Here is a 17,812-nt window from a genome sequence, read left to right on the forward strand (position 1 = left end):
CTGGCACCTAAGCCGGCTGTAAGGCGACAGCCATCCGGCGGGTCGCCACGACCAACCGGCCAATCTTTTGCATCCCGGGTGGAGTCTAATCTGGATGGTAGCGCGGCCGCGAAAGCCGTAGCGGGCCACCTGGTGCAACAAGGCGCCATTCCGGTCGGCCTTTTGAGAAGTGGCGCTCTTGCAGTCGAAGGATTGGCCAACGCCGCCGTGTTTGCGGTCCGAGTTCGGCACCCTGTACTAGATAGATTGTTGAGCCCTCCCGGTGGGACTGCGGGCGAGCAATTTGGGAACGCCGCAGGTCGAGGGCTCGAATACGTTGCCCGGGGAGTCAATGACCCTAGGATAGTTATCAAGGACGCGCGGGGTCTCGGCCATAAAATGTGGCTCGATCTGGCCCCCAGTGCGACGCCGGTGGCGCCGACGTTGAGGGAAGAACTGCAGCGCCGACTCGACATCGGGCTGAACCAGGGCGGGCTAGTCTTTGATGTGGGTTCTCTCGCTTTTGGCGGTCCACTCGCCAAGAGCACAAAGATCCTTGGGGCGGTTAAAGCCTCCCCTGTCGAGAAGTATCTCGCACAGGGATTCGCGCCGGCCCAGGCCGCCCACTTGGCAAAGCCTTACCCGCAGCGAAACAAGGGTCACCACGCTGTCGCACGACGGTGGAAGCTTCCGGCAGTCTTTTCCGAGAGCGAATTCAATATTTTAAGGCCACCCGGCATTACACGGGGCGACTTCTACGAACGCCATTTCGAGGTTGACCCTCATTTCCATGGGACGAAAGTACTCAACGGCGGCTGGAGCGGAAAGAAGCTTGGCTTGAAACGGCATGGCCAACTTGGCCGCATCTGGTACGGGACACCCGAGCCTCTGAAGGCTCGGGTGGGCGGGCTTGGCGCGGCGACGGGATCGACCATACAGTCAGCGGAAGGCGAGGAGGACGCACGGTGAAGATCAGGCCGTTTGCAGAGTTCGAAACTGAACTGCCCTATGACGGCGTCGAGGGCGACGAGTCTGTTGATTTCGAAGAGATTGTGCCTGCCGGCCAGAACATTGCCGAAGCCTGGGCCACAATCCTGAGGCCGCTTGGATATGAGGTCTCGGGGCCTATTCAGGACGATCATGGTTGGCGGCTCAACGTCAGGGACGGCCGATACACCTATGAGCTATTCATCGCCCGTGTGTTTGAGAATGAATGCCATCTCCACGCCAAGGAAGCGTTCGGACTCTGGAGAAGCAAGAATTTCCCGACATTCTTGGCCCAGCTGAATTCAGCGTTGAACGCCGATCCTCGCTTCAGGAACATAGGCTGGTCCGGCTCCCTCAATGACCGGACCACGACGCCTACGCCCGTCGTAGAATGAGTGCGTGACCCGCCGGCCCCGCTTGCAAAGGCGGGGATCGGCCGCCCTACTGTCTCCATGAGCGAAGACAGCATCCGAGACCGTTCCCGCCGCACCCTTGAGCGCGCCCAGGCCCGATACGAGGCCGATCCCTCCCTGGCCAACACCGTCTGGTACGGGCGAGTGCTGGGATTCCGGTATCGGATCGAGGAAGCCATCGCGGTGTTCAGTGAAGGCCTGGAGCGGTTTCCAGACTCCTTCGAACTGCTGCGTCAGCGGGGGCATCGCTATTTGTCCACGAGGCGCTTCGTTGAGGGCAAGGCTGACCTCGCCCGCGCTGCGGACCTGATCGAGGGCATGGCCGAATGGATCGAGCCCGACGGCCCAGACAATGAACTGCCCGTGCCGCCCACCAGCATCCAGTTCAACACCTGGTACCATCTGGCGCTGGCCCACTACCTGCTTCGCGAGTGGGATGGGGCCGAAGCGGCCTATCGCCAGTGCCTCACGTGGGTACGCGAGGATGACTATGACGGGCTGACCGCCTGCCACGACTGGCTCTACATGACCCTGCGCCGTAAGGGCGACGAGGCGGCGGCGGCGCTCGTGCTGGAGACCGTTCCCGAGGGCCTGGCCGACGAGGCCTTCGTCGAGGGGCCGTCCTATTACCGTCGCCTGCGGATGTACCGGGGCGAGCTGGCGCCGGAGGACCTGCTGAGCCCCGACAAGGGCTCCCAGGTGATCCATGATCTAGAGACCATCTACGCCACCCAGGGCTACGGGGTGGGCAACTGGTATCTCTACAATGGGGAGGTCGACCGGGCCCGCGAGGTCTTCGAACAGATCCTGCAAGGCCGCAGCCGCTTCGCCTTCGGCTACATCGCCGCCGAGCTTGACCTGCGCGAAATGGCGGAGGGTTGAATCTCAGTCTGGCTGGGGTTCGCCCCGCATGCGATCTGGCGCTATGCCAGAGGGATCAGCTTGGTCCGACTGAAGTCGACGCGGCCGAGAAGGTTTTCCGCGAGTTCAGGGGTCTGAGCGACCGGAATGGGGTAGCTTTCCGACAGATCGCGACCGGCGACAACGTTGTCGGCCCAGTCCTGCGCGATCGCGCAGTAGAGCCGCAGCGCAAGAGCCGGCGTCGGCGTGTCATCCGTCTCGAAATGCATCGACGGCAGATTGCCGACCACAACCCAACGCTCGGCGTCTTCGAGCCTCGCACCGGGTTCGCGCCGGGCGAGGAAGAGGTCGTAGGGAACCTGGGGGAAAGGAAACGAGGACCCACAGAGCGGCCATCGCTCGAATCACGGTGGCGATTCCCCGCCAGCGCTCAAACAGGAAGCGGGAAAGGCCCCGCCTCATGGGCCGTTTCTGCGTCTCGGGAGAGATTGACGACGCTCTGGGCCGGTGGCGGTGAGAGAGGGATTCGAACCCTCGATAGAGTTTCCCCTATACACGCTTTCCAGGCGTGCGCCTTCAACCACTCGGCCACCTCACCACACCGGTCGGGGGCGGCCCCCCGGCGGAAGGGCGTCTATATAGCGAGGTGGGCGCTCGGGGCAAGCGGCCCTGTTCGTCTGACCTGTGGCGTCCTATCTGTAGGAACAAGAGCCATCCCTATCCGCCCGAGGTCGCCATGTTGTTCCGCAAGCCCGCTGAGATGCCCACGGCGCAGACCGCCCTGCCCGGCCGAGGCCAGCCGATCCCCACCGCCGAGACCCATTTCGTCAACGGCCAGCCCCTGCAGGGACCCTATCCTGAGGGCTCAGAGGCCGCCGTCTTCGCCATGGGCTGTTTCTGGGGGGTCGAGCGCCTGTTCTGGCAGATCCCCGGCGTGCATGTGACCGCCGCTGGCTATGTGAACGGCTTCACCCCCAATCCCACCTATGAGGAAGTGTGCAGCGGGCGCACCGGCCACACCGAGGCGGTGCTGGTGATCTTCGATCCCCGCATTGTGACCTATGAGCAACTGCTGAAGGTGTTCTGGGAAGGTCACGATCCGACACAAGGCATGCGCCAGGGGGGCGATGTAGGCACCCAGTACCGGTCGGGCGTCTATGTGGCCAACGAGGCTCAGGGCGCTGCCGCGGCCGCCAGTAAGGGCGTCTATCAGCAGGCCCTGTCGGCCAAGGGTCTGGGGCCGATCACCAGCGAGATCGTCGAGACCGGCCCCTTCTATTTCGCCGAGGACTATCATCAGCAGTATCTGGCGAAGAATCCGGGGGGCTATTGCGGCATCGGCGGCACAGGCGTGACCTGCCCCATCGGGACCGGCGTCGAGGCGTGAGCCCCCAGGCCATGGAAGCCGTGGCTCTCGCCCTGCCGGGCGCTACCCTCAGCATCCAGTGGGGCGAGGCCCATGTGATCAAGGTGGGCGGCAAGATCTTCGCGATCATCGCCGCCGATGGGGGTCTATCGTTCAAGGCCTCTGACATCGCCTTCCAAGCGCTTGTGGAGGGCGGTCAGGCCCGGCCGGCGCCCTATCTGGCCCGGGCCCGGTGGGTTCGGTTTGATGATCCCTCAGTTCTTGAGCCACAGGACATCGCTGACTGGCTGGCCCAGGCCCATGCCCTGGTCGTCAAAGGTCTGACACGCGCGCAGCGCCAAGCGCTGAGCCCTACCCAAAGCTGAGATCACGGCCCCTCCCCAGGCGCCGGGGAACATGCTTTGCTCAGCATGGAATATTGAAAACCACAATCTCAGGGTGCAAGGCGGCCTTGTCTGACCCCCCTGACTCCGCCCCCTGGACACCCCCCTGGCCGCGGTGGCTCAACCTGTCCTGGTTGCGCTGGATCGAACCCTGGGCTCGGCTCGTGACCCGACTGGTGGTGGGCGCCTATCTGGTGTGGAACGTCTGGTCGGCCCTGACCACCCCTGGGGCCATCTGGGCCCTCGCCGGGGCCCAGTCTGCACAAGGGGTCCTCTGGTCAGAGCTCGCGGTTCGGATCGCCGTCTACGTCCAGATGGCCTGTGGCCTGGCCTTCATCGCCGGCCTGCTCACCCGTTGGGCCGGCCTGGTCTGCGCCATAATGTTCACCATCACCGCGGTCTTCGCGCTGCGGAGCGACGGACTGGACGCAGCCATACCGGCTGTGCTGCTGGCCCTGATCGGTCTGGGCATGCTGGCGCGGGGGCCCGGCCCCTTCAACCTGCGCGCCTTGCTGGTGGGCCGGTGAACCACGTCAGGCTGACGGGGTCTCCTCGATAGGCTTGGCTGAGGTGCGGCTGGCCTCGACCACGGGGGCGGTTTCCAGAATCTGCCGGATCTCGGCGATGGCGTGGGCGGCGGCTGACGCTCGCTGGCGCCAGACCAGCACCGCGACCGCGCCCAGGGTCGCGACGATGAAGGCCGTCGGGCCGAAAATCCAGCTGGCCGCCGCCAGGGCGAAGTAATAGCCGCGCACCCCAGCATTGAAGGCTGAGAGGGCTGGGTTAAGCAGCCGCCCCGCCGCATCCCCGTAAACCTTCGACACCCCCGCAACCTCGTCCGGCGCCGCCCCGACCACCGCGATGGTGTAGTTGAGCTGGCGGATCGCCCAGATGAAGTCGAGCAGTCCCCGGGCGAGGGTCACCAGGACCAGGGCGATCTGCACCTCGAACAGCAGCCGGGTCGAGGTCTCGATCACCACCAGGCTGGACGCGCTGCGGAAGGCTGACTCACCGCCGAACAGCACCCCGGAGGCGCCGGCGATCAGGATCAGGTTTGACGAGGCGAAGAAGGAGGCGGAATTGATGGTGTGCCCCAGGAGCTGGCTGTCCATCAGCCGACTTTCCCGCCGCGCCATGGCGCCCATCCAGGCCGTCCGGACCACCGCCATATCGAGGTTGATCATGTGCCGTCGTCCGAGCGCGGCCTTGACCAGGGGCTCATAGGCCAGCCACGCCACCGCGAAGACGACGAGCGCGACAGTGTCCAGGGTCGAGAGCTGCAGGCCGAGCATGGGTGGGGTCCTAGTCCTCCAGGATACGGCTATGGCGACGGCTGTCGCGGAGCAGGAGCGAGGTGATCAGCCCCACCCCCATGATGGCCGAGACATAGATGTAGAAGGCGCTTTCCATCCCCTCGCCCTTGAACCCCAGAGCCACGGCCTCGGCGGTGCCGCCGAATACGGCGTTGGCCATGGCGTAGGGGAGCGCGACACCGAGCGCCCGCACATGGGCGGGAAACAGCTCGGCCTTGGTCACGGCGCTGACCGATGTATAGCCGGCGATGATGACGATCAGGACCACCATGAGGGCGAAGGCCATCAGCGGCTCTGTGACGCCGGCCATGGCGGTCATGATCGGATAGGTCAACAGCATCCCGGCGCCGAAGGTGAAGGCCAGGTTGGTCCGCCGGCCCCACTTGTCCGACAGCCAGCCAAACAGGGGCAGGATAAACAGATAGACCACCAGGGCGGCGGCCGTGATGTTGGTCGCCGTCTCCTTGGTGAAGCCAGTGGTGTTGACCAGGAACTTCTGCATGTAGGTCGTGTACGCATAGAAGGCGAGCGAGCCGCCGGCGGTCAGCAGGAAGATGGCGGTGGTCTCCCAAGGATGATGGGTGAACAGCATCATGGTCCGCGCCCGCTCCGCGCCAGAGGCCTGAGCGTTCTTGAACGAGGCGCTTTCCTCCAGGCCTCGACGGATCCAGAACACCACCACGGCCAGCAGGGCCCCGATGACGAACGGAATGCGCCAGCCCCAGGACTCCAGGTCCTCGGTGGGCATCACCCGCTGCAGGAGCATCAGGATGCCCAGGGCGAGGAGCTGGCCGGAAATCAGGGTCACGAACTGGAAGCTGGACCAGAAGCCGCGGCGCGTCTTGCCCGCCATCTCAGACAGGTAGGTGGCGCTGGCGCCATATTCTCCGCCCACCGAGAGGCCCTGCAGCAGGCGAGCCATCAGGAGAATGGCCGGGGCGGCGACGCCAATCATCGCATAGTCGGGGATGATGGCGATGATCCCTGAGCCCGCGCACATCATGGCCACCGACAGGCTGAGCGCGGCCTTGCGGCCGGCCCGGTCGGCATAGAGCCCCATCAGCCACGCGCCCAGGGGCCTGGCGAGGAAGCCGATGGCGAACACCGCCGCGGCCTGCAGAAGTTGCGAGGTCGGATCGCCTGAGGGGAAGAAGTGCGGTGCGAAATAGAGGGCGAACGACGAATAGGCGAACCAGTCGTACCATTCGACAAGATTGCCAGCCGAGCCGCCGGCGATCGCCTTCAGCCTCTGAAGGGGCGTGAGCCCCGGCACAAGCAGGCCAGGCGGGGCCTGTGAGTCCGCGCCTGTTTCCGTCGCGCTCATGCCGTCCCCCCCAGCCCCGTCGTGAGGAGCGGGATGCTAGGGAGGTGCGGCCGCCAGCGGAAGCCCTCTTGAGGCCTGACGCTGGCGGCGGCTAGCGGCTTGACGCTAGATTCGACCCATCAGGACCAGGATCAGCACGACCACCAGGACAAGGCCCAGGCCGCCAGAAGGGAAATAACCCCAGCTACGGCTGTGGCCCCAGGTCGGCAGCGAGCCAACCAGCGCGATGATCAAAATGATCAGGAGAATTGTGCCAAGCGACATGTTCAGTGTTCCCGCCTCAAGAGCGCACCCCAGCGGGCGCTCGCGGCAGAAGGAACGGTGGCGCGCAGTCAAGGTTCCGCTTGCCGCCGCCAAGGTTCAGTAACGCGGGGCTCGACCGCTCCGGATTGGCGCCTAGTCGGCGGCGTCAGCCGTGTGCATGGCCGAGTCCTTCTCCTTGACCCCCAGGGCGTAGAGTCCGCCGATGAAGGCCCCCTTGATGCGGGGCAGCAGGATCAGGGTGGCCGCGGTCAGGGGCGCAAGGGTTGCGACCAGCACAAGCGCGACGGGCGCCTGCCAGATGAAGGGAAACAAAAGCAGCGGCGCGACAATGAGATGACCGACGATCAGGATCGTAAAATAGGCCGGGCCGTCATCGGCCGGATACTGGGCCAGATCATGCCCACAGGCGGGACAGGCGGCCTCCACCTTGAGATAGCGCCAGAATAGCTTGCCTTCGCCGCAGGCAGGGCATCGGCCCTTGAGGCCCCGGTTCAAGGCGGTCAGGAGGCCGGGGCGCTGGGGCGTGTTCATGGGCTCCATATGCGACCGCCCCGCCGCGGATGGAAGGGCGACCAAGCCGCACACGGCGGCTTTTTCATCCCCTGGTCTGCTCTAGCGGCTGACCTCTTCGGCGGTGTTCTTCACCGCAGTTCCAGCCGCCTGCATGTCGCGGCCGACCCCGGCCACCGTGTTGCAGGCCGAGACCAGCAGCGCCGCCGCCATCGCAGCCATGATCAACACCTTGCTCATGTAAGGTCGCGCTCCGTTCAGACTTGGCCCCATGGCCAGGCTTTGCGTCGATCTAAGCCGGGCCATGGCCGGCGATCAACGGAATTGAGCCTTCTCAGCCCGCGCTTTCGTCCACCACATCGGCGTCAGGCGCGTTTTTCTTGATCGATTCGATCATGTTCTTCGCGCTGGCCTTGGCGGCATAGCCCTCGGACGAAAACATGATCTCGCCGTTGGAGGCCCGGAAGCGGACCCGGAACTCGCCAGCCTTGTCTTTGAAGATCTCGAACTTGTAGGCCATGTCGCCCTCCCAGCGGCGCTTGATGCGCGCTGCGGCCAAGCTTGCCCCGCAAAGACCCCGCGGGCAACTGCTCTGGACGCTCGGCTCAATGGCGCCATTGTGAGGCTCAGCGGACGCCCATCAGGGGGCGAGGCCTCCGCAGCTCAGACCAGCCCCCGGGGAGACGCCCGTGCCCGAGCTTGTCCACCTGCCGGCCGATGCGCCGGCCGAAGCCATGACCGAGGTTCTCGACCGCGATGGGGCCCTCATCCTGGACGAGGCCCTCAGCCCGAAGGCCGTGGCTGAGATGGCGGCCGAGCTTTCCCCCTATGTGATGGCGACGCCAGAGGGGCGCGACGGCTTCACCGGTGTCCGGACGACCCGCACCGGCGCCCTGGTGGCCCGGTCTCCGGCGGTCCGGCAGGCGGTGGTCGATCCACGAATTGCCAGCCTGTGCGCGCACCTTCTCAAGGCCAATTGCGAACGCTGGCAGCTCCATCTGACCCAATTGATCCGGATCATGCCCGGACAGGGCGCCCAGCCCATCCATCGCGACCGCTGGGCCTGGGGCGCGCACCTGAAGGGGATTGAACCGCAGCTCAACACCATCTGGGCCCTGACCGACTTCACGGCGGAAAACGGGGCGACCCGGGTGGTCCCCGGCTCGTCGGCCTGGCCCGACGAGCGCAAGGCGCAGCCCCATGAGATCACCCAGGCGGTGATGAAGGCCGGCTCAGTCCTGGTCTATACGGGCAGTGTCTTCCACGGCGGCGGCGCGAACCACAGCGATCAGGACCGCTGGGGCCTCAACCTGACCTACGCCCTGGGCTGGCTGCGGCAGGAGGAGAACCAGTACCTGGCCTGCCCGCCGGAGATCGCCCGCACCTTGTCGCCGGAGTTGCAGGACCTCCTGGGCTACACTCTGGGCGGCTATGCCCTGGGCTACTACACCCCGCCCCTGCCGGCCGGAGAAGGCCCGGAACTCGTGCCGCCGACCTTCGCCCTGCGCGGCGGGGCCGAGGGCGCGGTGTTCGGCTCGGCGGAGGATCTGGCGGCCCTCGGCGCACAGGTGCGGGGCGGCTGAACGGCTGGGGAACGCCTGGGGAACGTCTGCGGCTCCGGCGCCGTTCGGCTGGGATCAACGTCACATCCCAAGGAGCCCGCCCATGGCCGACCTCGCCAAACTCGAAGCCAAGTTCTGGAAAGCCCTCAAATCCGACCGCACCCTGATGCTCGGCCTGACCGAGGTCGAAGAGGGCCATAGCCAACCGATGACCGCCCAGATCGAAGGCGACGAAGGCGGTCCGATCTGGATCTTCAGCGCCAAGGGGGTGGACCTGGTCCAGGCCGCGGGCGCCGGCCACCGGGCGACGGCGCACTTTGCCTCGAAGGATCACGAGCTGTTCGCGACGATCCACGGCCGGCTCGTTCCCGACAACGACCGCGACGCCATCGAGCGACTTTGGAACCCGTTCGTGGCGGCCTGGTACGAGGGCGGCAAGGATGATCCGAAGCTTCAGCTTCTTCGGTTCGAGCCCGAACGCGCTCAGATCTGGCTCAACGAACACAGCCTGTTCGCCGGGATCAAGGTCATGATGGGCAGGGACCCCAAGCAGGACTATGCCGACAAGGTCGGTGAAGTTCGCCTGAGCTAGACCTCCGTCAGAACCGGGCGGCCCCTGGCCTTGTCAGGGGCCGCAGGTCCACAAACCGTCAAAGACCCGGCTGGCGCCATCGGCGCGCTGATAGGTCAAGGTGGCCGGGCGTGGCGGCGATTCGCCGCCGCCCGTGGCCTGACCGGTGACCTCGACCGCGACCGTCTTGCCCTGGCCCGCGAAGCTCGCGCCCTCCAGCATGGCGTCAAAGCCCCCAGGGGCGGCGACCCGCTCCACATAGCCTGAGACCTTGACCACACCGACGGCGGCTTCGCCCGAGGCGACATCTCCCCTGACCAGCAGCAGAACCCCGTCGTCCGCGCGCGCGAAACTGCAGGCCAGTTCGCCCGGCAGGGTCTCGGCGTTCAGGTCCTCAGCGGTGAGGACCTGAAGCTCAATGGCCGAGCCATCGCCGCCGACCGTGCCGCCGATGGGGTCCGGGGATGGAGCGGTCGCCTCAGACGCAGGCGGAGGGGTCGGCGCGGGCTGCTCTTCCGCGCCCCGCGAGCAGGCGGCCAGCACGAGGGCGGCCAGAAGGGGCGAGAGTCGGCGGGTGCGGCTGGACTTGGTCATCCCGGCACAAGGACGGGCGCGGTGATTGGTTCCCATGAGGCGGAGGCTCCAGCCCCGAGATTGCGTCCAGCGCCCGTTTGCGGGCAACCTTCACCAGGCGACGGCGCAAGACCGTCCCGATCCCGGGAGGACACTTCGATGCCGCGCAAGCCCAACTTCATCGTCATCCTGGCCGACGACCTAGGCTATGGGGACATCGGCTGCGATGGCGGGACCCTGATCCGCACCCCAGAGTTGGACCGGATGGCCGCTGAGGGGGCGCGGCTCACCGACTTCTACGCCTCGGCCAATGTCTGCACGCCGTCCCGCGCAGGCCTGCTGACCGGCGGCTACGCCATCCGCCATGGCCTGGCCCGCGAAGTGATCCAGCCGGCTGACACCAATGGCCTGCCGCCTGAGGCCCCGACCATTCCGCGGCTGCTGAAGCCCGACTACGCCACCGCCCTGATCGGCAAGTGGCACCTGGGGCACGTCTCGCCCCACTGGCCGCCGCAGCGGTTCGGCTTCGACCGCTTCATGGGCCTGCCCTACAGCCACGATATGCGGCCCCTCACCCTGTTCGACGGTGTGGGGGAGGCGGCGATGAGCGAGTCCAAGGCCGACTTCGCCAAGCTGACCCAGCACTTCTTCGAAGCGACCACCGCCTTCGTCGAGGCCCATCGGGACGAGCCCTTCTTCATCCTGCTGGCCCTGACCGCGCCGCACGTGCCCCTGCGGCCCAATCCCGACGACCCGCAGGGCTCCCCGGCCGGCGACTACGGCGAGGTCGTGGAGGAGGTGGACGCCCAGGTGGGCCGTCTGCTGCGCAGGCTGGAAGCCATGGGGTTGGCCGAAGACACCCTGGTGGTCTTCACCTCCGACAACGGCCCCTGGTTCGAGGGCTCGTCTGGCCCCTTCCGCGACCGCAAGGGCGGGGCGGCCTGGGAGGGCGGCTATCGCGTTCCCTTCATCGCCTGGCGGCCAGGAACGATTCCCGCCGGGACGGTCACCGACGCCTTGGCCAGCAATCTCGACCTGCTGCCAACCTTGACGGCCATGGCCGGTGTGCAGACGCCAGCCGCGGGGATCGACGGCGCCGACCTCTCAGGAGTGCTGATGCGCGGGGAGCCCTCGCCCCACGACCAGGTGATCCTGTTCGACAACCTGCATGTGGCCGCTGTGCGCACGCCGCGCTGGAAATATGTGGTGCGGTCCTACTACCGGACCATGGACATCCCGCTGGACCAGCACCGTTACCCGCTGCTGTTCGACCTCAGCGTCGATCCAGGCGAGACCTACTCCCTGCTGTCGCGCCACCCCGACGTCGCCAAAGACATGGCCCGCCGGGTCACTGAAGCCCGCGCCAAATACGCCCCCTTTGCAGAAGCTAAGCCGCCGGCCAAGGCGCCGGAGAGCGCGGAGACGTGGAGAGACTGAGGAAGCGGCCGCGACCGGGCTCGCTCAGCCCTAGTCGGCGTCCATCTTCAGGGCGGCGATGAAGGCTTCCTGCGGGATTTCCACCTTGCCGAACTGACGCATGCGCTTCTTGCCGGCCTTCTGCTTGTCCAGCAGCTTGCGCTTGCGGCTGGCGTCGCCGCCGTAGCACTTGGCCGTCACGTCCTTGCGCAGGGCGCGGATGGTCTCACGGGCGACGATGCGGCCCCCGATGGCCGCCTGGATCGGGATCTGGAACTGGTGCGGCGGGATCAGGTCCTTCATCCGCTCGACCATGGCCCGGCCGCGCATCTCGGCGCGGTTGCGGTGGACCAGCATGGAGAGCGCGTCCACCGGCTCGGCGTTGACCAGGATCGACATCTTCACCAGGTCGCCCACCCTGTATCCCTCGATCGCGTAGTCGAAGGAGGCGTAGCCCTTGGAGATCGATTTCAGGCGGTCATAGAAGTCGAACACCACCTCGTTCAGGGGCAAATCGTAGACCACCAGCGCCCGGGAGCCGACATAGGACAGTTCCCGCTGCTCGCCGCGGCGGTCCTGGCAGAGCTTGATAATCGAGCCGAGATGCTCGTCGGGCGTCAGGATGGTGGCCTTGATCCAGGGCTCGGCGATGGTGTCGATGCGCACGGGATCAGGCAGGTCAGCGGGGTTATGGAGCTCCATCTCCTCGCCGTTGTTCAGTTGCACGCGGTAGACCACGCTGGGGGCCGTGGCGATCAGGTCGAGGTCGAACTCGCGGGAGAGCCGCTCCTGAATGATCTCCAGGTGCAACAGGCCCAAGAACCCGCAACGGAAGCCGAAGCCGAGAGCCGCACTGGTCTCCATCTCGTAGGAGAAGCTGGCGTCGTTCAGGCGCAGGCGGCCGATGGCGGCCCGCAGGTCCTCGAAGTCGTTGGCGTCCACCGGGAATAGGCCGCAGAACACCACCGGCTGGGCTTCGCGGAAGCCGGTCAGGGCCTGGGTGGTGGGACGCTTCTCGTCGGTGATGGTGTCGCCGACGGCGGCGTCGGCCACTTCCTTGATCTGGGCGGTGATGAAGCCGATCTCGCCGGGGCCCAGCTCCTCGGTCTCGGTCTGTTTCGGCAGGAAGACGCCCAGCCGGTCCACCTGATAGGTGGAGCCGTTCTGCATCATCTTCACCTTCTGGCCGGCCTTCAGCGTGCCGTCGATGACCCGCACCAGAACGATGACCCCGAGATAGGCGTCGTACCAGGCATCGACCAGCAAGGCCTTCAGCGGCGCGTCCCGGTCGCCCTTGGGCGCCGGCAGGCGGGTGACGATGGCCTCCAGCAGGTCGGCGATGCCAACCCCGGTCTTGGCCGAGCAGAGAATGGCCTCGCTGGCGTCGATGCCGATGACATCCTCGATCTGCTCGCGCACCCGTTCGGGCTCGGCGGCCGGCAGGTCGATCTTGTTCAGGACCGGCACGATCTCGTGGTTGTTGTCGATGGCCTGATAGACATTGGCCAGGGTCTGAGCCTCGACGCCCTGACTGGAATCCACCACCAGGATCGAACCCTCGCAGGCCGCCAGCGACCGGCTGACCTCATAGGCGAAGTCCACATGGCCAGGGGTGTCCATCAGGTTCAGGACATAGGTCTCCCCGTCCTTGGCCTTGTAGTTCAGGCGGACGGTCTGGGCCTTGATGGTGATGCCGCGCTCGCGCTCGATCTCCATGGAGTCGAGCACCTGCTCCTTCATCTCACGCTGGGTGAGGCCGCCGGTCTCCTGGATGAGCCGGTCGGACAGGGTGGATTTTCCGTGGTCGATGTGAGCCACGATGGAGAAGTTGCGGATGCGCGAGAGCGGGGTCGACATGGCCCGCCTCTAGCACACCTGTGAAAATCCGCGAGGGGTCGAAGGGCCTCAGGCGACCATGCCGACGTTCTGGGCCCGCACGCTGACCGCGCCCACCACATGCTGGACGTAGGCCGGACGGGCGCACAGGCGGCCGTACCACGCCGCGAGATCGGGCAAAGCCGGGCGCTCCAGGGTGTCTGGAATGCGAAACCAGCGATGAACGATCACCCCCAGGGCCAGGTCGGCGATACTGAGCTGATCGCCGATGACGAAGGTCTGGTCGCGAAGCTGGACGTCGAGGACGCCCAGGGTCTCCGTCGCCGCCGCAATGGTCTGACGCATCTCGGCGGGCTCGGGGGTCTGGCGACGATAGGCCGTGCGCACCGCGCCGACCGCACGGCCAGGCGCCGCAGCCCAATCCATCCAAGCCTCGGCCTGCCAGCGCGCGCCCGCCTCGGCGGGCAGGAGGTGAGCCTCAGGGCAGGCCGCGGCGAGCCAACGGATGATGGTGTTTGACTCCCAGAGCGCAAAGCCATCGTCGTCGGTAACCGCCGGGATGCGCCCGTGGGGACTGATCTTGCGATAGTCGGGGTCGTCTCCGCCGCCATACGCCCCGCCCCAGTCCCGCCTCTGGTGCGCCAGGCCTGTCTCTCCCAGCGCCCACATCACCCGCGCCGTCGCCGATGAATCAGCGCGCCCCCAGACCGTCAGCATGCTCCGCTCCCCTCATTGATGGCGGTAGCTAGGGCCGATCCTGCGACAGGCCTTTGTTGGGTTCGCCACCAGGCCACGAACAAGAGGACCGCCTGTCCCCGCGCAGGGCGAAGACACTGGACGCAACCCGCGAAGCCCACGACCGTGATCCTGCGCGACAGAGAGGCTTGGAAAATGAGCGGCTTGCGGGACTCGATCGCCTACTTCTTCAACTCGAACGCCCTGAATCCCCACGGCATCTGTCTGATGTGGCGGCCGGAGCTGATCTGGACCCACGCCATCTCCGACATCCTGATCGGGATCGCCTATTTCTCGATCCCCTTGGCGCTGGGAGTCTTCCTCTGGCATCGGCGGGACGTGAAGTTCAGCTGGGCGATCTGGATGTTCGTCGGCTTCATCATGCTGTGCGGCGTCACACATTTCATGATGGTCTGGACCCTCTGGAACCCGGACTACGGGATCGAGGCGCTGATCAAGGCCCTAACGGCGACGGTCTCGGTGGTCACCGCCTTCGCGCTTTGGCCCCTGTTGCCCCGGGTCATCGCGCTGCCCTCCCCCACCGAACTTGAGCGCCGCATTGCGGAACGGGACGCCGCCCTGACCGAGCTTCGGGCGGCCATGGACACCATGGTGGAGATGCGCGAGCACGAGGCCCGCCAGAAGCTGCTGCTGGACGAATTGAACCACCGGGTGAAGAACACCCTGGCCTCGGTCCAGTCCATCGCCGTCCAGACCCTGAGCCGCGAAGCCGAGCCCCAAGCGGTGAAGGCAACCTTTGTCGAGCGCCTGATGGCCCTGTCATCGACCCACAACCTGCTGGTCAAGCGCAGCTGGGAGGGGGCCTCCTTCGCCGATCTGGTTCGGGCGAGCCTGGCCCACTATGGCCAGCCCTTCCGCCTGGACGGCCCGGACCTGACCCTGTCGCCGAACACAGCCGTCAGCCTGGGCATGGCCTTGCATGAGCTAGCCACCAACGCCCTGAAATACGGCGCATGGTCACAAGGTGGCGAGGTCCGCATCGAGACCACAATCGACGTTGTGGCCGAGACGATCGCCATATCCTGGCGAGAAACCGGCGGGCCGCAGGTTGATCCGCCCCGCCAGAGGGGCTTCGGATCGCGGCTGCTGGAACAGGGGATCGCCGGCGAGCTCGGCGGAAAGGTTGGGCTGCAGTTCGAGACTGAAGGTCTGGTATGCGCCATTCGCGCGCCGATCACCCCGGCCTTCTATCCTGCAGGCTGGACCTTCCCGACCGCCGCCCTGGCCTGACGCGTTCGCTCAAACAGACCCGCTTCTACGGTCACCACGCGATCAAATTTCTGGATCCCGCGAAAGTTTCAATGGCGCCGTGCGGGCTGCGGCATATCGCACCGCTGCGCCGTTCGTCGAACGCAATTAAGGATTGCCTGTGAGCCAGTTGGCTAAGCCAAACTCAGGAGGCCTAGCCGAATTATGTATGCCGTCATCACTTGCCTGCGCGACGAGCACGACCCGTGGCTCGTCCTGATCGCAGCGGCGATCTGTATCGCATCGGCCATGGCGAGCTTTGGCAGCTATCACCGCGCCGTTTCGTCCCGCCGCCCGTCGATCTGGATGATCGGCCCTGGATTCATCGCCGGGATGGGCGTCTGGGCCACGCACTTCATGGCGATGCTCGCCTATCAGCCGATGCTGGACATCGGCTATCGCTTGGACCTGACCCTGGCCTCAATGGTCGCGCCTGTGTTGGGCATGACAGCCGCCTTCACCATTGTCCGCGGCAGAGGCGCCCCGGCCCTCGCCCTGACGGGCGGCCTCGTCGCCGGCGGCTCCGTGGCGGTCATGCACTATATGGGGGTGGCTGCGGTCCGCCTGCCGGCCGAGGTCACCTGGAACCTCAATCTGGCGGCCGTCGCCTGCGTCATCGGGATCGCCGGCGCGAGCCTCGCCTTCATGTTGGACCAGGGACGGGCCCGGTCGCTGCGGGCTGGACCGATCCTGATGGCCGCCACCATCTGCAGCCTGCACTTCTCAGCCATGGGCGCGGTCATACTGCGGCCAGACCCGGGTCTGGCCCTGGACGGCGACCTGATCAGCCGGCAGGTCCTGGCCTTCGCCACGGGGTCTGCGGTCGTCCTGATCCTGGGGGCGGCGATCGCCATTCAGCTCATTGAGCGCCTGACCCAGCGAGCGACCCTGGACGCCCTGGGCGGCGCCCTCGACAGCGCCCCTTCGGCGCTCGCCTTTTTTGACTCCACCCGGCGGCTCACCTTCTGGAACGCCCCCTTTGCGCAGATACTCGCCCTGTACGGGGTTGAGCCCTACGAGGGGATGCCCATCAACAGCATGGGCGAGCGCCTGTCAGACTCCGAGGCTCTCCGCCCGGTCCTGAAGGGGGAACGCCTGTCGCGGTCGGCTCTTGACGCCATCGTCGCCCAGGGCGCCTTCCCCACCCCCGATGAACGGGTGCTTCGTATCGAGATGGGCGACACCACTGACGGGGGTTTTGTGGTGGTGATGCATGACGTCACGGCCCAGACATTGGCCACCGAGGCCCTGGGTCGGGCCCGGGACGCTGCTGAAGCCGCCAGCCGCGCCAAGAGCGACTTCCTGTCCAATATGAGCCACGAGATCCGAACGCCGCTGAACGGCATGCTGGGCATGGCCCAGGTCATGGCGCAACACCCGCTTGGTGAAGACCAGCGCGAGCGGCTGACGATCATCCGCGAGTCGGGGGCCACCCTGCTGACCCTGCTGAACGACGTCCTCGACATCGCCAAGATTGAGGCGGGACGCCTGGAACTTGAGACTGAGGACTTCGATCTCGCCGCACGCATCCGCGCCGTCTGTGCGCCGTTGGCGGCCGAGGCGGCGCCCAGATCGGTGAACTTCGTGGTCGACATCTCCCCGGCGCTGAACGGTCTCTGGCGCGGGGACGGCGCACGGATCGCGCAGGTGGTCGGCGCCCTGGCGTCCAATGGTCTGAAGTTCACCGAGCATGGCGAGGTCAGGGTCCAGGCCGGGCTTTCCGTGGATGAGGCCGAGGTGGTCATCTCCGTGCAGGACACCGGCATTGGCATGGCCGAGGGACAGGTTGAGCATCTCTTCAAGATCTTCGCCCAGATGGACGCTTCGCCCACGCGACGCCACGGGGGCGCGGGCCTCGGCCTGGCCATGGCGCACCACCTCACTGGATTGATGGGTGGCGCGTTGCGGGTGGTGAGCCACAAGGGCGAAGGCTCGACCTTCACCCTGGCCCTGCCCTTGGCGCGCAGCGTCTCGACACCCCCGGCCCTGGTTCAGGCGCCGCGCCCCCTGCGGATTCTCGCGGCGGAGGACAATCCGACCAACCAGCAGGTGTTGAGCGCCCTCCTGGCGCCCTTGGGGGCCGAGCTGGTCCTGACCGAGAATGGCCGCGCAGCCGTTGACGCCTTCACCCAGGGCGGCTTCGACCTGGTGCTGATGGACATTCAAATGCCGGGGATGAATGGGGTCGAAGCCACCTGCGCCATTCGTGGACTCGAGCGTGAGCAGCATCTGGCGCGCACGCCGATTCTGGCGGTGACCGCCAATGTCATGACCCATCAGTTGCAGGAGTATGGGGCCGCCGGCATGGATGGCGCCGTCGCCAAACCCCTGCGCGCCGGAGAGCTTCTTGCGGCGATCATGGGCGTCCTGGAGCCAGGAGAACCCGAAGAGAGCGTCGCTTCGGCGATTTGACCTTGCGGATCCGGCCACCGGTGTCGCGTGTTTCCGAC

General features: G+C 66.3%; 21 protein-coding genes and 1 tRNA gene. 11 read left to right on the forward strand and 11 right to left on the reverse strand.

What is annotated here, in order from left to right; genetic code table 11:
* The first annotated feature begins 378 nt into the window (after positions 1-378).
* Genes Q8K84_RS08315 through Q8K84_RS08325 form a run of 3 tightly spaced genes read left to right on the forward strand, consistent with a single transcriptional unit; the run spans position 379 to position 2,261 of the window.
* Positions 379-948 (forward strand): hypothetical protein, encoded by a 570-nt coding sequence (locus Q8K84_RS08315; protein WP_305282138.1) that lies wholly within the window; start codon positions 379-381, stop codon positions 946-948.
* On the forward strand, positions 945-1,361 hold the full coding sequence (locus tag Q8K84_RS08320) for a hypothetical protein (protein WP_305282139.1): 417 nt from the start codon (positions 945-947) through the stop codon (positions 1,359-1,361). The genes Q8K84_RS08315 and Q8K84_RS08320 overlap by 4 nt, the downstream gene beginning before the upstream one ends.
* Before the next feature lie 57 nt (positions 1,362-1,418).
* A complete protein-coding gene (locus Q8K84_RS08325) occupies positions 1,419-2,261 on the forward strand; it encodes a hypothetical protein (protein ID WP_305282140.1) in 843 nt (280 codons plus the stop codon).
* A 41-nt stretch (positions 2,262-2,302) separates the two neighbouring features.
* Here the strand turns inward: Q8K84_RS08325 and Q8K84_RS08330 are convergent, their stop codons facing one another.
* Positions 2,303-2,530: a hypothetical protein gene (locus Q8K84_RS08330; protein ID WP_305282141.1), complete on the reverse strand. Its 228-nt coding sequence runs from the start codon at positions 2,528-2,530 to the stop codon at positions 2,303-2,305.
* A gap of 218 nt (positions 2,531-2,748) precedes the next feature.
* Positions 2,749-2,838, reverse strand: a tRNA-Ser gene (locus Q8K84_RS08335).
* 138 nt (positions 2,839-2,976) lie between these two features.
* Here Q8K84_RS08335 and msrA point away from each other — a divergent pair.
* The 3 genes from msrA to Q8K84_RS08350 all read left to right on the forward strand — a co-directional run bounded on the left by msrA (position 2,977) and on the right by Q8K84_RS08350 (position 4,516).
* Entirely contained in the window at positions 2,977-3,627 is a 651-nt protein-coding gene (msrA, locus tag Q8K84_RS08340; protein WP_305282142.1) for a peptide-methionine (S)-S-oxide reductase MsrA, read from the forward strand.
* Positions 3,624-3,971 (forward strand): MmcQ/YjbR family DNA-binding protein, encoded by a 348-nt coding sequence (locus tag Q8K84_RS08345; protein WP_305282143.1) that lies wholly within the window; start codon positions 3,624-3,626, stop codon positions 3,969-3,971. The genes msrA and Q8K84_RS08345 overlap by 4 nt, the downstream gene beginning before the upstream one ends.
* Before the next feature lie 86 nt (positions 3,972-4,057).
* Positions 4,058-4,516 (forward strand): DoxX family protein, encoded by a 459-nt coding sequence (locus tag Q8K84_RS08350; protein ID WP_305282144.1) that lies wholly within the window; start codon positions 4,058-4,060, stop codon positions 4,514-4,516.
* Positions 4,517-4,522: 6 nt separating this feature from the next.
* On the opposite strand, the gene Q8K84_RS08355 is transcribed toward Q8K84_RS08350, so the two are convergent.
* The 6 genes from Q8K84_RS08355 to Q8K84_RS08380 all read right to left on the reverse strand — a co-directional run bounded on the left by Q8K84_RS08355 (position 4,523) and on the right by Q8K84_RS08380 (position 7,920).
* Positions 4,523-5,281, reverse strand: coding sequence for a DUF599 domain-containing protein (locus tag Q8K84_RS08355; RefSeq protein ID WP_305282145.1), 759 nt, complete (start codon positions 5,279-5,281; stop codon positions 4,523-4,525).
* Between the two features lie 10 nt (positions 5,282-5,291).
* The gene (locus Q8K84_RS08360; RefSeq protein ID WP_305282146.1) at positions 5,292-6,626 is read right to left on the reverse strand and encodes an MFS transporter; all 1,335 of its coding nucleotides are present in this window, start codon (positions 6,624-6,626) and stop codon (positions 5,292-5,294) included.
* Between the two features lie 105 nt (positions 6,627-6,731).
* Positions 6,732-6,890 carry a DUF3309 family protein gene (locus tag Q8K84_RS08365; RefSeq protein WP_305282147.1) on the reverse strand — a complete coding sequence of 53 codons (159 nt, stop codon included), beginning with the start codon at positions 6,888-6,890 and terminating at the stop codon, positions 6,732-6,734.
* Positions 6,891-7,022: 132 nt separating this feature from the next.
* Positions 7,023-7,430, reverse strand: coding sequence for a DUF983 domain-containing protein (locus tag Q8K84_RS08370; RefSeq protein WP_305282148.1), 408 nt, complete (start codon positions 7,428-7,430; stop codon positions 7,023-7,025).
* A 72-nt stretch (positions 7,431-7,502) separates the two neighbouring features.
* Positions 7,503-7,640 (reverse strand): entericidin A/B family lipoprotein, encoded by a 138-nt coding sequence (locus tag Q8K84_RS08375; RefSeq protein ID WP_305282149.1) that lies wholly within the window; start codon positions 7,638-7,640, stop codon positions 7,503-7,505.
* 94 nt (positions 7,641-7,734) lie between these two features.
* The gene (locus tag Q8K84_RS08380) at positions 7,735-7,920 is read right to left on the reverse strand and encodes a YegP family protein (protein ID WP_305282150.1); all 186 of its coding nucleotides are present in this window, start codon (positions 7,918-7,920) and stop codon (positions 7,735-7,737) included.
* A gap of 169 nt (positions 7,921-8,089) precedes the next feature.
* Between Q8K84_RS08380 and Q8K84_RS08385 the strand changes: the two genes are divergently transcribed.
* Together Q8K84_RS08385 and Q8K84_RS08390 are read left to right on the forward strand one after the other, a co-directional pair.
* Positions 8,090-8,983, forward strand: coding sequence for a phytanoyl-CoA dioxygenase family protein (locus Q8K84_RS08385; RefSeq protein ID WP_305282151.1), 894 nt, complete (start codon positions 8,090-8,092; stop codon positions 8,981-8,983).
* Positions 8,984-9,065: 82 nt separating this feature from the next.
* Entirely contained in the window at positions 9,066-9,554 is a 489-nt protein-coding gene (locus Q8K84_RS08390; protein WP_305282152.1) for a pyridoxamine 5'-phosphate oxidase family protein, read from the forward strand.
* 33 nt (positions 9,555-9,587) lie between these two features.
* On the opposite strand, the gene Q8K84_RS08395 is transcribed toward Q8K84_RS08390, so the two are convergent.
* Positions 9,588-10,127 carry a hypothetical protein gene (locus tag Q8K84_RS08395; RefSeq protein ID WP_305282153.1) on the reverse strand — a complete coding sequence of 180 codons (540 nt, stop codon included), beginning with the start codon at positions 10,125-10,127 and terminating at the stop codon, positions 9,588-9,590.
* Between the two features lie 138 nt (positions 10,128-10,265).
* On the opposite strand from Q8K84_RS08395, the gene Q8K84_RS08400 reads away from it, so the two are divergent.
* Positions 10,266-11,543 carry a sulfatase gene (locus tag Q8K84_RS08400; protein ID WP_305282154.1) on the forward strand — a complete coding sequence of 426 codons (1,278 nt, stop codon included), beginning with the start codon at positions 10,266-10,268 and terminating at the stop codon, positions 11,541-11,543.
* A gap of 30 nt (positions 11,544-11,573) precedes the next feature.
* On the opposite strand, the gene lepA is transcribed toward Q8K84_RS08400, so the two are convergent.
* Both lepA and Q8K84_RS08410 read right to left on the reverse strand, forming a co-directional pair.
* Positions 11,574-13,379, reverse strand: a complete 1,806-nt coding sequence (gene lepA, locus Q8K84_RS08405) for a translation elongation factor 4 (RefSeq protein ID WP_305282155.1) — start codon at positions 13,377-13,379, stop codon at positions 11,574-11,576.
* 48 nt (positions 13,380-13,427) lie between these two features.
* Positions 13,428-14,075, reverse strand: a complete 648-nt coding sequence (locus Q8K84_RS08410; protein WP_305282156.1) for a glutathione S-transferase family protein — start codon at positions 14,073-14,075, stop codon at positions 13,428-13,430.
* A 174-nt stretch (positions 14,076-14,249) separates the two neighbouring features.
* Here Q8K84_RS08410 and Q8K84_RS08415 point away from each other — a divergent pair, with 174 nt between their 5' ends.
* On the forward strand, positions 14,250-15,344 hold the full coding sequence (locus Q8K84_RS08415) for a sensor histidine kinase (protein WP_305282158.1): 1,095 nt from the start codon (positions 14,250-14,252) through the stop codon (positions 15,342-15,344).
* Positions 15,345-15,527: 183 nt separating this feature from the next.
* Positions 15,528-17,774 (forward strand): MHYT domain-containing protein, encoded by a 2,247-nt coding sequence (locus Q8K84_RS08420; protein ID WP_305282159.1) that lies wholly within the window; start codon positions 15,528-15,530, stop codon positions 17,772-17,774.
* The last annotated feature ends 38 nt before the right edge of the window (positions 17,775-17,812 follow it).

Source organism: Phenylobacterium sp., assembly GCF_030679875.1.
Lineage (GTDB): Bacteria > Pseudomonadota > Alphaproteobacteria > Caulobacterales > Caulobacteraceae > Phenylobacterium.